The following is a 13,938-nucleotide window of genomic DNA, read 5'->3' as shown; positions in this document are numbered from 1 at the left end:
AACGGTCTGCGTCGTCACGGTCTTGGTGCCGGCGCGCGATGGCAGCCGGCCCCGCCGTCAGACGATCACGATTCCGCAATAGAGCGGCACGAATCGAAACGCCGAACCGGAGAGCCGATGCGTATCTTGGTCGTTGAGGATGACGCGCAACTGAGCCGCCAACTGGGCGAAGCGTTGCGCGCGGCTGGCTATGTCGTGGACAGCGCCTCGGACGGCGAGGACGGACATTTTCTCGGAGACACGGAGCCTTACGACGCCGTGATCCTCGATGTCGGCCTGCCGAAGATGGACGGGATCAGCGTTCTGGAACGCTGGCGGCGCGACGGGCGCACCATGCCGGTTCTGCTTCTGACAGCGCGCGATCGCTGGAGCGACAAGGTGGCGGGTATCGACGCGGGTGCGGACGATTATGTCGCCAAGCCTTTCCATATGGAGGAGGTGCTGGCCCGGCTGCGCGCCCTGATCCGCCGTGCGGCCGGCCACGCCTCGTCCGAAATTCATTGCGGGCCGCTGCGCCTCGACACCAAATCCTCTCGCGCCACGATCGATGGGACGCCCCTGAAGTTGACCTCGCACGAGTATCGGCTTCTGGCCTATCTCATGCATCATCAGGGCGAGATCGTTTCGCGCAGCGAGCTGACGGAACATATGTACGATCAGGATTTCGACCGCGATTCGAACACGATCGAAGTCTTCGTCGGCCGGCTGCGTCGCAAGCTCGGCATCGATCTGATCGAGACGGTTCGCGGCCTCGGCTATCGGATGCGGAGCTCGGGATAGGGGCCGTGCCGATCTTCAAAGGCCCGGGCGGCTGGGGCCGCAGCCTGACGGTTCGCGTCGTCGGCATGTCGAGCCTTTGGGCGATCGCGGCCTTTCTGGTCATCGGCGGCCTGATTTCACAGCTTTACGAGCGCACGGCCCAATCGGGTTTCGAAGCGGTGGTGCGCGCACAGCTGTTCAACCTCGTCAACGCTGTGACGGTGGACGAGAACGGCGCGCTGCGCGGCGTGCCCGATCTCGGCGATCTCGCCTATTCGCAGCCCTTGTCGGGCTGGTACTGGGAGGTTCTCCCGGCCAGCGCCAATACGACGGGACGGCTCACATCCTTCTCGCTCGGGCGCGCGCGGATCGCCGACATGCCGGAGACGGCTGCGCCCTTCGACATGCAATACCGCCGCGATTACCGCGTGCCCGGGCTCGACGGCGAGACGCTTTATGTCGAAGAGGCCGAGGTGGTTCTGGATGGCGAGAACCACGCCGCGCGCTTTCGCGTCATGGGCAATGCGAGCACGCTCGACGCCGACATCGCGGCCTTCAATCGGTCACTGACGCTTTATCTCGGCCTTTTCGGGCTGGGTTCGACCGTGATCAATGCTCTTGCCATTCTTTATGGGCTGCGCCCGCTTTCCGTCGTCCAGCGCTCGCTGGCATCCGTGCGCGCGGGCGAGCGGGAGCGGCTGGAGGGGGGCTTCCCCACTGAAATTCAGCCGCTGGCCGCCGAGATGAACGCGCTGATCGACAGCAACCGGCGCATCATCGAGCGCGCTCGGACGCAGGTCGGCAATCTCGCCCATGCGCTGAAGACGCCGGTTGCCGTGCTCCTGAACGAAGCCGGCGCCATCGGCGGCGAGCGGGGGCGGGTGCTGCGCGAGCAGGGCGAGCGGATGCAGGCCCATGTCCAGCACTATCTCGACCGCGCGCGCATTGCGGCCGGTGGCGAAAGCGCGATCGCCCGCACGCCGGTTCGCCCCATCGTGGATCGGCTGCTGCGCGTGATGGTCAAGCTCAACCCCGGCTTTCGCATCGATGCCCGGATCGATCCGGCGGCGGAGCGGCTGGTGTTTGCCGGCGAGCAGCAGGATCTGGAGGAGATGCTCGGCAATCTCCTGGAGAATGCCGCGAAATATGGGCGCAGCCGCATCGAACTGACGCTGGCGGTATCGGACGCGGCGAGTTTTGCCGTCACCGTCTCGGACGATGGTCCGGGTTTGACGCCTCAGGAGATCGTGGAGGCCACGAAGCGGGGCCGGCGCTTCGACGAGACGGTGCCCGGCAGCGGGCTCGGCCTGTCGATCGTGGCTGAGACTGTTTTGCAATACCGCGGCGGTTTTCAACTGGGACGATCCGAATTCGGGGGATTGCGGGCCTGCCTGACCTTGCCTCGCTCGGGGGATGCGCCGATCTCCTGAGATGTTCGGATTTTCCGGAGCGGGTCGTTCAGGCTTGGTCCGGTCGGTATCAGGCTGGTTCATGCGCCGTGCATTTCAGACCTCCGCAGCCCTGCTCGCGTCGCTCTTTCTGGGCGGTTGCCTCTCGTCCGGCGCGGCGTTGACGAGCGCCCCGGTGGCGCCGCTGCCGCCCGGCGCGCTGGCGCTGCGCCCCAGCCTGCCCAAGACTGGCAATGTCGCGCTGTCGGGTCGCGCCGAGCAGGGAGCCCTGGCGGCGCAGTATCAGGCCTTGCAGTTTGGGGCGGTCGGGCAGGCCGTGCCCTGGTCGGCCGACGGGTATCGCGGCGAGGTGGTGCCGACGCAGCTTTATCGGATCGGCTCGCAGGATTGCCGCGGCTATACGCATGTGATCACCAAAGGCAGCGCGACGACGCGTCAGGTCGGCACGGCCTGCCGCTCCGGCGCGGAGGGCTGGACGCCCGTCGGCTGATCTTGAGCGCGATGTGAATAGGCATCGGCGGCGGCCCTTGCTAGAGCAGCTATGTCCGCTCGAGTTGCGGCATGGTCCGTCGTTCTTTCGATCGGCGGGGAGGGAAGAGACCCATTGTTCTGGTTTGTCGCCGCCATCATGACCCTGCTCGCGACCGCCGCGACGATCCGCCCGCTTCTACGCACACACGGATCGGCGGTTTCGCCGCGCCCGCTGCATGACGCCGAGGTCTATCGCGCGCAACTCGCCGAACTCGAGGCGGACCTGTCTCGCGGCGCCATCGGCGCTGACGAGGCCACAACAGCACGGGCCGAGATCGCGCGCCGGCTTTTGAAGTCCGAAGAGGCGGTGAAGGTTGCCGCATCGGAAGGCGGAGACCGGAACGGGCGGCTGGCGATCCTCGCCGGGCTCGCGGTGGCCCTGCTGCTGCCGGTCGGCACCTTTCTGTTTTATGATCGGGCCGGCTCGCCTGATATGAGCGACCAGCCTTTGGCCGGCCGCGAACCTTCCGCGCAGCCGTCCGACATCTCCGCCATGATGGCCGCTGTGGAGCGACGCCTGGCCGAGCGGCCGGACGATCTGACGGGCTGGAATGTCGCGGCGCCGGTTTATCTGCGGCTCGGAGACGCGGATAAGGCTGCGACGGCGTATCGCAATATTCTGAGGCTGGGGCCGCCGAGCGCTGCCGCGCAGGCCGGCTTGGGCGAGGCTCTGGTGCAGAAGGCCGGCGGCGAGGTGACGCCGGACGCACGCCAAGCCTTCGAAGCCGCGCTGGCGCTCGATCCCAACCTTCCCTCCGCTCGATTCTATCTCGCTCTCGGTTTGTCGCAGACGGGGCGATACGCCGAAGCGAAAAACGCCTGGACCGCGCTGATCGATGTCTCACCGGCGGGCGCGCCCTGGCTCGCGCTGGCGCAGGGCGCATTGAGGGACGCGGAAGCCAAGCTCGGCAACCCGCCGCCCGGCCCCGATGCCGCCGCTATCGAAGCGGCCGGGCAACTCAGCGATACCGACCGCCAAGCCATGATCCAGGGCATGGTCGCGCAACTCGCAAGCCGCCTCGACGCCGCACCTGATGATGCGGACGGTTGGTCGCGGTTGATCCGCTCCTATGCGGTGCTCGGAGACAAGGCGAAGGCCGAGGCGGCTGGTCGCAGGGCGCTCGGCGTCTTTCCTCCCGAAACCGCAGACGGTAAGTTGCTTCTCGCTCTTGCCGGATCGCTCGGCCTCAACCTCTCGGGAGATGCGACGACGCGATGACCCGCAAGCAAAAGCGCCTGACCTCGATCTTCGGCATCCTCTTCGTCGTCGGAGCCGCCTTGGCTCTCGTGCTGACGGCCTTGTCCGACAGCGTCGCCTTCTTCAATTCCCCGACCGATCTTGCCACGCGCCCTCCGGTCGAGGGGCAGCGCATCCGCCTGGGCGGGCTGGTGGAAAGCGGAACGGTGGAGCGGGGCGCCGGTCAGGCCGTGCGTTTTCGCGTGACCGATACGGTTGAAAGCGTGCCCGTGCGCTATTCCGGCCTGCTTCCCGATCTCTTCCGGGAAGGGCAGGGTGTCGTCGCGGAAGGTACGATCGGCCCCGATCATGTCTTCGTGGCGGACACGGTGCTGGCCAAGCATGACGAGACCTATATGCCCAAGGAGGTCGTGGACGACATGAAGGCGCGCGGCCTCTGGAAGGACGGCGCCGTGGTTGCGAGCGAGCGACCCACCGCTCCCAAAGCCGGTGCGCCGGCCTCGACCGGAGCGGGCCTGTGATCGTCGAACTCGGCCATTTCGCGCTGGTCCTGGCTCTCGGGCTGGCGCTGGTTCAGTCCGTCCTGCCGCTTCTCGGCAGCCGCACGGGGGATAGCCGGCTGATGGAAACGGGAGGCATCACGTCGCTCGCCTGTTTCGCTCTTCTGGCTTTCGCGTTCGGCGCGCTGACCTTCGCCTATGTGACGTCGGACTTCTCGGTTCTGAACGTGGTCGAGAACAGCCATTCCCTGAAGCCCATGCTTTATAAGGTGTCGGGCGTCTGGGGGAACCATGAGGGGTCGATGCTCCTCTGGGTGCTGATCCTCTCCTTTTTCGGCGCGCTGGTCGCCTCGTTCGGCGCGGACCTGCCGGCGAGCCTCAAGGCCAATGTTCTGTCGGTTCAGGCCTGGATTCTGGTGGCCTTCCTTCTATTCATTCTCCTGACGTCCAACCCCTTCACCCGAGCAGTGCCCGCACCCTTCGAGGGGCAGGATCTCAACCCGATCCTTCAAGACATCGGCCTCGCGATCCATCCGCCGCTACTCTATCTCGGCTATGTCGGCTTCTCGATCGCTTTTTCCTTCGCGGTCGCCGCCTTGATCGACGGGCGGATCGACGCGGCCTGGGCGCGCTGGGTGCGACCCTGGACGCTGATCGCCTGGGTCTTCCTGACGGCCGGCATCGCCATGGGCTCCTACTGGGCCTATTACGAACTCGGCTGGGGCGGCTGGTGGTTCTGGGACCCGGTCGAGAACGCCTCCTTCATGCCCTGGCTCTCGGGCACGGCGCTGCTCCACTCGGCGCTGGTTATGGAAAAGCGCTCGGCGCTGAAGGTCTGGACGGTGCTTCTGGCGATCCTGACCTTTTCACTCTCGCTGCTCGGCACGTTCCTGGTTCGCTCGGGCGTCCTGACCTCGGTTCACGCCTTCGCGGTGGACCCTGAGCGCGGCGTCTTCATCCTCGCCATTCTCTGCGTCTTCATCGGCGGCTCGCTGGCGCTCTTCGCCTGGCGGTCGAGCGAGCTCGAAAGCGGCGGGCTGTTCGCGCCGATCTCGCGCGAAGGCGCGCTGGTCTTCAACAACCTCTTCCTGACGACGGCGACGGCGACGGTTCTGACTGGCACGCTCTATCCGCTGGCGCTGGAGGTCACGACCGGCACCAAGATTTCCGTTGGCGCGCCCTTCTTCAACGCCACGTTCGGACCACTCATGGTGCCGCTTCTCTTTGCGGTTCCCTTCGGCCCGCTGCTCGCGTGGAAGCGCGGAGACCTTTGGGCAGCTGCACAACGGCTCTATGTCGCCATCGGCGCTGCTCTGGTCGCCATGGTGATTGTTCTGGCCGTCACGCAGGGGACGCGTATTCTGGCGGCGTTGGGCTTCGGCCTCGCTGTCTGGCTGCTGGTCGGCAGCCTGTGCGATCTCGCCGCGCGCGCCGGTTTGCTTAAGGCCGGACCGCGCCTTGCGCTGCGTCGCCTCGTCGGCTTGCCACGCTCTGCCTTTGGCACGGCGATCGCCCATTTCGGGCTAGGCGTGACGCTGTTCGGCGTCGTGTCCGTCAGCGCCTTCAGCACCGAGACGATCACCACCATGGCGCCGGGCGACACGCTGACGGCCGGCGGGGCGATCGTGCGCTTCGATGGTCTGAGCCCCCGCGAAGGGCCGAACTATCACGAGGAGGTCGGCCGCTTCACCTTGATCCGCGACGGTGTGCCCGGCAGCGTGATCGAATCCTCCAAGCGTCTCTATCCCGCGCGGCAGATGCCGACCACGGAAGCCGGCATTCACACGCGCGGTTTCAGCCAGACCTATATCGCGCTGGGCGATGCGGCGGCCAATGGCGGAGCGACGGTCGTGCGCGTCTGGTACAAGCCCTTTGTGACGCTGATCTGGCTGGGTGCCGTGACCATGTCGCTCGGCGGCCTCGTATCCCTCGCGGACCGCCGCCTGCGCGTCGGGGCTCCGTCCCGCCGCGACCACGCGCGACCGAAGGCGGCGTGATGAGCGTTTCGCGCGGAAAGGCACTCTTCATCGCGGCGGCTTTATCGTGCCTCGCTCCTACATCCACCCCGGCGGTGCAGCCGGATGAAGTGCTGCCAGACGCTCGAATGGAGGCGCGGGCCCGCGCCCTTTCGGCCGAGCTGCGCTGCATGGTCTGCCAGAACCAGTCCATCGACGATTCCGATGCGCCGCTCGCCAAGGACCTGCGGGTTCTCGTGCGCCAGCGCCTTCTGGCGGGTGACAGCGACGAGAAGGTGCTGGATTATCTCGTGGCGCGCTACGGCCAGTTCGTGCTTCTGCGCCCGCGTTTCGAGCCGCAAACGCTGATCCTCTGGGGAACGCCGGTCCTGCTCTTGCTGGCCGGCGGCACCTTTCTAGTTTTCTCTCGCCGACGTGAAACATCCGGGCCTGCGCCGCTCAGTGCGGCGGAGGAGCGCGCGGTGGCTGAGGCGTTGGACCGGATGGACGCCCGCGAGCCGCCGCGCGAAAACGAAAGCTCAGTGGGTCTGCGAGGTTAACAAGCTTTCATGCCTTCGAAAACTTGCCGTAATCTTCGATCCACTAGCTTCCGGGACATAGAAGCAGCGAGCAATGGCCGCTGCCGCCGAGATCGGAACCAGCGAGAGTGTTCATGACCCATACGATCACGACCAAGACGAAGCGCCGCCTGTCCGCCGCCGTGCTGGCTGCCGGTGTCGCCGGCCTCGCCTTCTCGGGCGGCGTCATCGCCAACACCACGCCGTCCTATGCGCAGGCCGTGCAGGTGAATCCGGCGGGCCAGAGCGCGGGTTTCGCCGATGTGGTCGAGAAGGTCTCGCCGGCCGTCGTCTCGGTTCGAGTGAAGGAAAAGATCGAGGACGCGGCCGATCGCGGTGACGCACAGCAGGGCTCCCCCTTCGAGAACCTGCCCGAAGGCCATCCGCTGCGCCGCTTCTTCGAATTCGGCAATCCGAACGGCGGCCCGGGCGCACCCGGCCAGCGTGAGCCGCGCCGCGCGCCGCGCGAAGGCATGGCACAAGGGTCCGGCTTCTTCATCTCGGATGACGGCTATATCGTCACCAACGACCACGTCGTGGAAGGTGGCACGAACTACACGATCGTCCTGAACGACGGCACGGAATATCAGGCCAAGCTCGTCGGCGCGGACAAGCGCACCGATCTGGCGCTGCTGAAGGTCGATGCCCCCAACACCAAGTTCACCTATGTCGGCTGGGCCGATGATTCCAAGGTCCGCGTCGGTGACTGGGTCGTGGCCGTTGGCAACCCGTTCGGCCTCGGTGGATCGGTCACGTCGGGCATCGTCTCGGCCCGTGGCCGCGACATCGGCGCAGGCCCTTACGACGACTTCCTCCAGATCGACGCGCCGGTGAACCGGGGCAATTCGGGCGGTCCGGCCTTCAACCTTCAGGGGCAGGTGATCGGCATCAACACGGCCATCTTCTCGCCCTCGGGCGGTTCGGTCGGCATCGGCTTCGCCATTCCCGCATCCACGGCGCAGTCGGTGATCCAGTCGCTGCGTGAAAACGGAAACGTGCAGCGCGGCTGGCTCGGCGTGCAGATCGCGCCGGTGACGAAGGATATCGCCGAGGCGCTGGGACTTGCCAACACGCATGGCGCCATCGTCACTCTGCCGGATAACGAGACGCCCGCCACCAAGGCCGGCATCCGCACCGGCGACGTGATCACCGCTGTCAACGGCGAGACGGTCGCCAGCCCCCGCGAACTGGCTCGCCGCGTGGCCGAGTTCAAGCCGGGCGCATCGATCGATGTGACCGTCTGGCGCGACAATGCCGCCAAGCAGATCAAGGTTCAGCTCGGCAATCTCGCCTCGTTGGATGAAGCCTCCAACACGTCGGGCTCGAGCGGTGTGCCGGTGAACCCGTCCTCGCTGCGCGGCTATGGCCTGACGCTGACCCCGTCCGACGACGGGCAGGGTGTGGTGGTCACCGAAGTCGATCCCGACTCCGAGGCGGCCTCGCGCGGTGTATCGGCCGGCGACACGATCGTCGCCGTGAACGGAACGCAGGTGAAGTCGCAGCGCGACGTCGAGACCGCGATCAAGAGCGCCTCGACCAGCGGCCGCAAGGCGGCTCTCTTCCAGCTGCGCAACGGCGATCAGAACCGCTTCGTCGCCCTGCCGATCTCCGGCAGCTGAGCCGGTGAGGGGAGGCGCTGACCTCCCCTCCCATGCTGTCGGGGCGGCGCTTTCGAACGAGGCGCCGCCCTTTTTTGTTGAATCGCACGATCCTGACGGAGGGGACAGATGACGCTGCCGGCGCTTTCGCCTACATCCGATGCCATGCGCATCCTCTTGATCGAAGACGACAACGAAGCCGCCTCCTATCTTCAGAAGGCTTTCCGGGAATCGGGCCATGTGCCCGATCACGCGGCCGATGGGGAAACGGGCCTGCATATGGCCGAGACCCAAGCCTACGACGTTCTGGTCGTGGATCGGATGCTGCCGCAGCGGGACGGGCTTTCGGTGATCTCGGCCCTGCGCGACAAGGGCAACATGACGCCGGCGCTGATCCTCTCGGCGTTGGGCCAGGTGGACGATCGCGTCACGGGCCTGCGCGCGGGCGGCGACGATTATCTTTCCAAACCCTATGCCTTTTCCGAGCTTCTGGCGCGGGTCGAGGTGCTGGGTCGTCGCCGGGCGACGAAGGACGTGGAGACGGCCTACAAGGTCGGCGATCTCGAGTTGGACCGGCTGTCCCATGAGGTGAAGCGCGGCGGCAAGACGATCATCCTCCAGCCGCGCGAGTTTCGTCTGCTCGAATATCTCATGAAACATGCGGGGCAGGTGGTGACGCGCACCATGCTTCTAGAGAATGTCTGGGACTACCATTTCGACCCGCAGACCAACGTGATCGACGTTCATATTTCGCGCCTTCGCTCCAAGATCGAGCGCGATGTCGGAGAGCCCTTGCTGCATACGGTGCGCGGCTCCGGCTATATCCTGCGGCCGGGGCAGGGGTGAGCGCAGCCCAGCCACGTATCGGCCAGCCCATGCGAACCATGACCCGCATCCGTGACCTCTGGCGGGTCACGGCCTTCCGCCTTTCGGCGATCTACCTCTGCCTCTTCGCGGTTTTCGCCGCCATTCTGCTTTTTTACGTCACGGGTTCGGCGGCTTCGATCCTTCAGACGCAGAACCGCGACACGATCAACGAAGAGATCGACGAACTCGGCCGGATCTATCAGAATTCCGGTTTGGTCGGCCTCGTGCGCAGCATCGATCGGCGGTCGCGCCAGCCCGGCGCATCGCTCTATCTGATGACAGATGCCACGGGCCGCATCCTGGCCGGCAACGTCGAAAGCCTGGAAGCGGGCGTTCTGGACGATCCTGGTTTCGTCAGCCATGCCTTTCGCTATGCGCGCTTCACCGAAGACCCCGATGATCGCTACCATTCCGCCATCGCGCAGGTGATCCAGCTGCCCAACGGGCTTCGGGTTCTGGTCGGCCGCGACCAGACCGAACTCGACCGCATTCGCCTCGTGGTGCGCAACGCCCTGATTTTGGCGCTCGGGCTGATGAGTGTCGGCGCGCTGATCGCCTGGTTCCTCGTCGGGCGCTCGGCGCTGCACCGGCTCGACAATATGTCAGTCTCTACCGCCCGCATCATGGCGGGCGATCTGAACGAGCGTCTGCCAGTGGCCGGAACGGGCGACGAGTTCGACCGCCTGTCGGAAAACCTCAACGTGCTTCTGGCCCGCATCTCGCATCTGCAGGAAGGGCTGCGGCAGGTCTCCGACAATATCGCTCACGACCTCAAGACGCCGCTGACCCGGCTTCGCAACCGCGTGGAATCGGCTCTTGGCGGGGCGCACAACGCGTCCGAGCCGGAACTGCGCGGCGCGTTGGAAGGCGTGATGGCGGAGGCGGACGGCATGATCCGCACCTTCGACGCGCTGTTGATGATCAGCCGCGTGGAAGCAGGGTCGCATCCGGCCTTGAAGACGCAGGTCGACATCGCCGCCATCGTGCGCGACGTGACGGAACTCTACGAGCCTTCGGCAGAGGACGAGGGCGGGACGCTGGAGGTCGAAGCGCCGGACAGTCTCATGGCCGAGGTCAGCCGCGAGCTGATTGCCCAAGCCCTGTCCAATCTCATCGACAATGCCTTGAAATACGGTCTGCCGGCTGAAGGGGCCCTGCGCATCCGGGTGGAGCTGACGGCCGAGGACCGAAGCTTCTCCTTATCGGTGGCCGACAATGGCGCGGGCATTCCGGCGGACAAACGGGCCCGTGTTCTGGAGCGCTTCTACCGGCTGGATGAAAGCCGCACCAAGCCCGGATCGGGTCTCGGTCTCTCGCTGGTCCAGGCCATCGCCGGCATTCACGGTGGAACGATGATGTTGGACGATGCCGCGCCAGGGCTTATCGTTCGGCTGCACATACCGATCGAGGGAGGACAGATTGCCGACGAGGGATGACGGAAAGCTCGCGCCGCGCTTCCAAGGCGCGCTTTCCCTGGTGCCTTTGTCCGTGGACAAGGCGCACTCCTGCCTCGGCGATCTCAAGGCGGCAGCTGATGCCGAGGGGCTGGAGCGCCTGTCGGCATGGCTGTCGGCCGATGAGCCGGACGAACATCGCGAGCGTCTGGGCGCGGCGCTGTCCCTCTCGCCGCATCTGGAAGGGCTGGCTCTGCGATCTCCGCGCTGGCTGGAGCAGCTGTTCGACGAGGAGCCGAAGGCTCGAATCGCGGCGTTGATCGCCTCGCTGCAAGCGCCACTCCCGGATGACGCGACCGAAGCCGGCTTGATGGCGGAGCTGCGTCAGGTGCGCAACGAGGCCTCGTTCCTGATCGCGCTGGACGATCTCTTCGGCGCGGCGACGCCGCTGGAGACGACGCGCCACCTGTCGCAACTGGCCGAAGCGGCCGTCGCGCGCGCCTTGCGCTTTTGCCTTTCCGATCTCCATCGTCGCGGCAGTCTTCGCCTGCCGCACCCGGCCCGGCCAGAAGAGGGCTCGGGGCTTTTCGTGCTCGGCATGGGCAAGCTTGGCGGCGAAGAGCTGAACTATTCCAGCGACATCGATCTGATCGTCTTGTTCGAGCCGGAAGCGGAAGCCGTGCTCGATCCGCCCGAAAGCGTCGAGCTGTTCTCGCGTCTTGCGCGCCGCCTCGTGAAGATGATCGGCGAGCGCACCAGGGACGGCTACGTCTTCCGCACCGATCTTCGCCTTCGCCCCGACCCGTCCGCCATGCCGCTCGCCGTGCCCGTGCCGACCGCTCTGGTTTACTATGAAGGCTCGGGTCGCGATTGGGAGCGCGCGGCCATGATCAAGGCGCGGCCCATCGCGGGCGACGCGGCGGCGGCCAGCGCCTTCATGCGGGACATCGCGCCCTTCGTCTGGCGGCGCTATCTCGATTTCGTCGCCATCGGCGACATCCACGCCATGAAGATGCGGATCGACCGCCATCGCGGCTTCGAAAGCATTCTGGTTGCCGGGCAGAACGTGAAGCTCGGGCGCGGCGGGATTCGCGAGATCGAATTCTTCGCGCAGGCCCAGCAATTGATCGCCGGTGGGCGCAACCCGGCCCTGCGCTTGCGCCGCACCGACGAAGCCTTGGCCCGTCTGGGGCAGGAGGGGTGGATCGAAGGCACGACCGCCGAAGAGCTGACCGAAGCCTACTGGTTCCTGCGCCGCGTCGAACACGCGATCCAGATGGTGGCGGACGAGCAGAGCCACACGCTGCCCGAAACGACTGAGGAGCTCACGCGCATCGCCAAGCTCTGTAATCTCGAAACGTTGGAGGCTTTCTCGCAGGCGCTGACCCGCCGCCTCGAAACCGTCGAGGCGCGGTTCTCGTCGCTCTTCGCCGACCATGCGCCCGCTCGCTCGCAGGAAGGGGCGACGGCGCTTCTCAGCGATGCCGAAGACGAAGCGGCACTTCACTGGCTGAGCCAGCTCGGCTATCGCCGACCGGCCGATGTCGGCCGAATCGTGCAGGGCTGGGGCGCCGGGCGCTACCGCGCGACGCGCTCGGAGGCGGCGCGCGAACAGTTGGTGCGTGTTCTGCCCTCACTGCTCGAAGCCTTCGGCAAGGGGCAGGACCCCGATAACGCGCTGGCCGGGTTCGATCGGTTCCTGCAAGGCTTGCCGTCCGGCCTTCAGTTCTTCTCGCTGATCGCGTCCAATCCCCGCCTTCTGGAGCTTCTGGCACTGGCGATCACCGCCGCGCCGCGTCTGGCCGATACGATCTCGCTGCGCCCGCATGTTTTCGACGCCTTGCTGGATCCGGCTTTCTACCGGGAGATCCCGACGCGCGAACTGTTGCGCCAGCGGCTGTCGGCCTTTCTGCGCGATGCCCAGTTCCTGGAAGAGCGTTTGGCGCGGCTGCGCATCTTCGCCTCCGAACAGCGCTTTCTCGTCGGCATTCGCCTGTTGGCTGGTGCCATCGAAGGCGAGGCGGCGGGGGCCGCCTTCACGGCTTTGGCTGATGTCGTTCTCGAAGTCCTGGTGGAGGCGGTAGAGGCGGAGTTCCGCCGCGCCCATGGACGCGTGCCGGGCGGGCGTCTCGTGGTGCTGGGGCTCGGCCGGCTCGGCAGCGGCGAGCTGACCGCGAGTTCCGATGTCGATCTCATGCTGCTCTATGACCATGATCCAGCGGCTGAGACCTCGGACGGCGACAGGCCTCTGCCGGTCTCGACCTATTATACGCGCCTCACGCAGCGTCTCATCGCGGCGCTGACCTCGCCCATGGCCGATGGCGTGCTCTACGAAGTCGATTTCCGTCTGCGCCCTTCCGGCAACAAGGGGCCGCTCGCAACCCACATCGACGCCTTCCGCAAGTATCAGCGCGAAGCCTGGACCTGGGAGCGCATGGCGCTGACGCGCTCGCGCGTTCTGTCCGGTGAGACTGATTTCGCGGGTGAAATCCGCCAAGCCATCCGCGAGGCGATCGAGAGCCACGCGCAGGATCCGCTTCTACGCTACGACGTGGCCGACATGCGCGCGCGGCTGGATATGCAGAAGCCACCACGCGGCACGCTTGATCTCAAACGGCTGGTCGGTGGGCTCACCGATCTCGAATTCATTGCCCAATGGGCCATCCTGACCGGCACCGTGCCGCTGGACCTGATCGGCCGGCCAACGGAACAGGTGCTCCGTGAACTGGCCCGGCGTCTTCCCGATCGTGCGGATGCCGACGGTTTGCCGGCCGCGATGGCGGATTTCACGCGCATCGTGCAATTGGTGCGGCTTGGCCCCGGCACGGCCTTCAACGTGTCCGATCTGCCGGCTGGCCTGGCCGACCGGCTGGCGCGCTCGCTCGATTTGGCCGACCAAAGCGGGATCCAGCCCCATATCGCCGATCTGGCGGAGCGGGTACGAGCCGCGTTCTCCGCGTTGATTCCCTTCGAAGGGGCGGGGGACGACAAGCTGCCACGCGGCTAAACCCAAGCGTGCTACGATCGCTAAACTGGTCAGATAATCCGCTCGGTTGAGAGCCGGGCGTCGCCTCGCTTTGGCCTGATGATCCGAAGCAAGGCGTAGAGCTGAACGGCACGCTCGGACGCGGACGCGCTTCCCTTTGAAG

The 13,938-nt window shown here is 66.1% G+C and carries 11 protein-coding genes; all 11 read left to right on the top strand.

Going from position 1 to position 13,938, the window contains the following annotated elements:
* The first annotated feature begins 117 nt into the window (after positions 1-117).
* The 11 genes from AUL28_RS04200 to AUL28_RS04150 all read left to right on the top strand — a co-directional run bounded on the left by AUL28_RS04200 (position 118) and on the right by AUL28_RS04150 (position 13,796).
* Positions 118-780: a response regulator transcription factor gene (locus AUL28_RS04200; RefSeq protein WP_058600709.1), complete on the top strand. Its 663-nt coding sequence runs from the start codon at positions 118-120 to the stop codon at positions 778-780.
* 65 nt (positions 781-845) lie between these two features.
* Entirely contained in the window at positions 846-2,189 is a 1,344-nt protein-coding gene (locus AUL28_RS04195) for an ATP-binding protein (RefSeq protein WP_062230779.1), read from the top strand.
* A 61-nt stretch (positions 2,190-2,250) separates the two neighbouring features.
* Positions 2,251-2,658, top strand: a complete 408-nt coding sequence (locus AUL28_RS04190) for a hypothetical protein (protein WP_058636485.1) — start codon at positions 2,251-2,253, stop codon at positions 2,656-2,658.
* A gap of 114 nt (positions 2,659-2,772) precedes the next feature.
* Positions 2,773-3,918 (top strand): c-type cytochrome biogenesis protein CcmI, encoded by a 1,146-nt coding sequence (gene ccmI, locus AUL28_RS04185; protein WP_062230778.1) that lies wholly within the window; start codon positions 2,773-2,775, stop codon positions 3,916-3,918.
* Positions 3,915-4,418 carry a cytochrome c maturation protein CcmE gene (gene ccmE / locus AUL28_RS04180; protein ID WP_058600706.1) on the top strand — a complete coding sequence of 168 codons (504 nt, stop codon included), beginning with the start codon at positions 3,915-3,917 and terminating at the stop codon, positions 4,416-4,418. Before ccmI ends, ccmE begins: the two co-directional genes overlap by 4 nt.
* Positions 4,415-6,394, top strand: coding sequence for a heme lyase CcmF/NrfE family subunit (locus AUL28_RS04175; protein WP_062230777.1), 1,980 nt, complete (start codon positions 4,415-4,417; stop codon positions 6,392-6,394). The genes ccmE and AUL28_RS04175 overlap by 4 nt, the downstream gene beginning before the upstream one ends.
* Complete coding sequence (locus AUL28_RS04170) at positions 6,394-6,912, top strand: cytochrome c-type biogenesis protein (RefSeq protein WP_062230776.1); 519 nt, start codon at positions 6,394-6,396, stop codon at positions 6,910-6,912. Before AUL28_RS04175 ends, AUL28_RS04170 begins: the two co-directional genes overlap by 1 nt.
* 113 nt (positions 6,913-7,025) lie before the next feature.
* Positions 7,026-8,549 (top strand): Do family serine endopeptidase, encoded by a 1,524-nt coding sequence (locus AUL28_RS04165; protein WP_062230775.1) that lies wholly within the window; start codon positions 7,026-7,028, stop codon positions 8,547-8,549.
* Between the two features lie 108 nt (positions 8,550-8,657).
* Positions 8,658-9,374: a response regulator transcription factor gene (locus tag AUL28_RS04160; protein ID WP_058600702.1), complete on the top strand. Its 717-nt coding sequence runs from the start codon at positions 8,658-8,660 to the stop codon at positions 9,372-9,374.
* A 38-nt stretch (positions 9,375-9,412) separates the two neighbouring features.
* The gene (locus AUL28_RS04155) at positions 9,413-10,831 is read left to right on the top strand and encodes a sensor histidine kinase (protein ID WP_062230774.1); all 1,419 of its coding nucleotides are present in this window, start codon (positions 9,413-9,415) and stop codon (positions 10,829-10,831) included.
* Positions 10,815-13,796, top strand: a complete 2,982-nt coding sequence (locus AUL28_RS04150; RefSeq protein WP_062230773.1) for a bifunctional [glutamine synthetase] adenylyltransferase/[glutamine synthetase]-adenylyl-L-tyrosine phosphorylase — start codon at positions 10,815-10,817, stop codon at positions 13,794-13,796. The genes AUL28_RS04155 and AUL28_RS04150 overlap by 17 nt, the downstream gene beginning before the upstream one ends.
* Positions 13,797-13,938: the final 142 nt, after the last annotated feature.

The organism is Aureimonas sp. N4 (assembly GCF_001463925.1).
GTDB classification, from domain to species: Bacteria; Pseudomonadota; Alphaproteobacteria; order Rhizobiales; family Rhizobiaceae; genus Aureimonas; species Aureimonas ureilytica_A.
Note: the sequence above shows the minus strand (reverse complement) of the source record. Positions and strands in the feature narration are given on the sequence as shown.